This window comes from Marinomonas sp. BSi20584, assembly GCF_002792415.1.
GTDB lineage: Bacteria > Pseudomonadota > Gammaproteobacteria > Pseudomonadales > Marinomonadaceae > Marinomonas > Marinomonas polaris.
Map to the genome: position 1 here is coordinate 1 of NZ_KZ454918.1, position 2,309 is coordinate 2,309.

1 rRNA gene is annotated in these 2,309 nt (G+C 51.4%); it reads left to right on the forward strand.

The features are described from left to right. Window positions 1-2,296, forward strand: a 23S ribosomal RNA gene (locus tag TY87_RS22315); the annotation flags it as partial. Window positions 2,297-2,309: the final 13 nt, after the last annotated feature.

A 2,309-nucleotide genomic window follows, 5' to 3' on the forward strand; every position in this document is an offset into this window, starting at 1 on the left:
TAGTGGAGCCGTAGGGAAACCGAGTCTTAATAGGGCGTTTAGTTGCTGGGAATAGACCCGAAACCGGGCGATCTATCCATGAGCAGGTTGAAGGTTGAGTAACATCAACTGGAGGACCGAACCCACATCCGTTGAAAAGGCTGGGGATGACTTGTGGATAGGAGTGAAAGGCTAATCAAGCTCGGAGATAGCTGGTTCTCCTCGAAAGCTATTTAGGTAGCGCCTCGTATCTCACCATTGGGGGTAGAGCACTGTTTGGGCTAGGGGGTCATCCCGACTTACCAACCCCATGCAAACTCCGAATACCAATGAGTGCAATTACGGGAGACACACAGCGGGTGCTAACGTCCGTTGTGGAAAGGGAAACAACCCAGACCGTCAGCTAAGGTCCCAAAGTTACAGTTAAGTGGGAAACGATGTGGGAAGGCTTAGACAGCTAGGAGGTTGGCTTAGAAGCAGCCATCCTTTAAAGAAAGCGTAATAGCTCACTAGTCGAGTCGGCCTGCGCGGAAGATATAACGGGGCTCAAACTGTACACCGAAGCTACGGATGCTTAATTTATTAGGCATGGTAGAGGAGCGTTCTGTAAGCCGTTGAAGGTCAAGCTGTAAGGCAGGCTGGAGGTATCAGAAGTGCGAATGTTGACATGAGTAACGATAAGGGGAGTGAAAAACTCCCCCGCCGGAAGACCAAGGTTTCCTGTCCCATGTTAATCAGGGCAGGGTGAGTCGGCCCCTAAGGCGAGGCAGAAATGCGTAGTCGATGGAAAACAGGTTAATATTCCTGTACCGATGTATATTGCGATGGAGAGACGGAGAAGGCTAGGCCAGCACAGCGATGGTTGTCTGTGTTTAAGGCGGTAGGCAAGTGACTTAGGCAAATCCGGGTCACTCTTTTAGAGAGAATGCCGAGAACTGATGACGAGCCCTCTTTTGGGCGAAGTGGTTGATGCCATGCTTCCAGGAAAAACTTCTAAGCTTCAGATATACATTGACCGTACCCCAAACCGACACAGGTGGTCAGGTAGAGAATACCAAGGCGCTTGAGAGAACTCGGGTGAAGGAACTAGGCAAAATGGTACCGTAACTTCGGGAGAAGGTACGCCGGCCGGTGTGAAGGACTTGCTCCGTAAGCACTAGTCGGTCGAAGATACCAGGTGGCTGCGACTGTTTATTAAAAACACAGCACTCTGCAAACACGAAAGTGGACGTATAGGGTGTGACGCCTGCCCGGTGCTTGAAGGTTAATTGATGGGGTTAGCGCAAGCGAAGCTCTTGATCGAAGCCCAAGTAAACGGCGGCCGTAACTATAACGGTCCTAAGGTAGCGAAATTCCTTGTCGGGTAAGTTCCGACCTGCACGAATGGCGTAACGATGGCCACACTGTCTCCACCCGAGACTCAGTGAAATTGAAATCGCAGTGAAGATGCTGTGTATCCGCGGCTAGACGGAAAGACCCCGTGAACCTTTACTATAGCTTCACAGTGAACTTTGAACCTACTTGTGTAGGATAGGTGGGAGGCTTTGAAGTGCAGACGCCAGTTTGCATGGAGCCACTCTTGAAATACCACCCTGGTATGTTTGAGGTTCTAACTCAGGTCCCTTATCGGGATCGAGGACACTGTGTGGTGGGTAGTTTGACTGGGGCGGTCTCCTCCCAAAGAGTAACGGAGGAGCACGAAGGTGTGCTCAGCATGGTCGGAAATCATGCATAGAGTGTAAAGGCAAAAGCACGCTTAACTGCGAGACAGACACGTCGAGCAGGTACGAAAGTAGGTCTTAGTGATCCGGTGGTTCTGTATGGAAGGGCCATCGCTCAACGGATAAAAGGTACTCCGGGGATAACAGGCTGATACCGCCCAAGAGTTCACATCGACGGCGGTGTTTGGCACCTCGATGTCGGCTCATCACATCCTGGGGCTGAAGCCGGTCCCAAGGGTATGGCTGTTCGCCATTTAAAGTGGTACGCGAGCTGGGTTTAGAACGTCGTGAGACAGTTCGGTCCCTATCTGCCGTGGACGTTTGAGATTTGAGAGGAGCTGCTCCTAGTACGAGAGGACCGGAGTGGACGAACCTCTGGTGTTCCGGTTGTCACGCCAGTGGCATTGCCGGGTAGCTATGTTCGGACGGGATAACCGCTGAAAGCATCTAAGCGGGAAGCCTCCCTTAAGATAAGATCTCACTGGGACATAAGTCCCCTGAAGAGCCGTTCGAGACTAGGACGTTGATAGGTTGGGTGTGTAAGTGCTGTGAGGCATTGAGCTAACCAATACTAATTGCTCGTGAGGCTTGACCATATAACACCAAAGT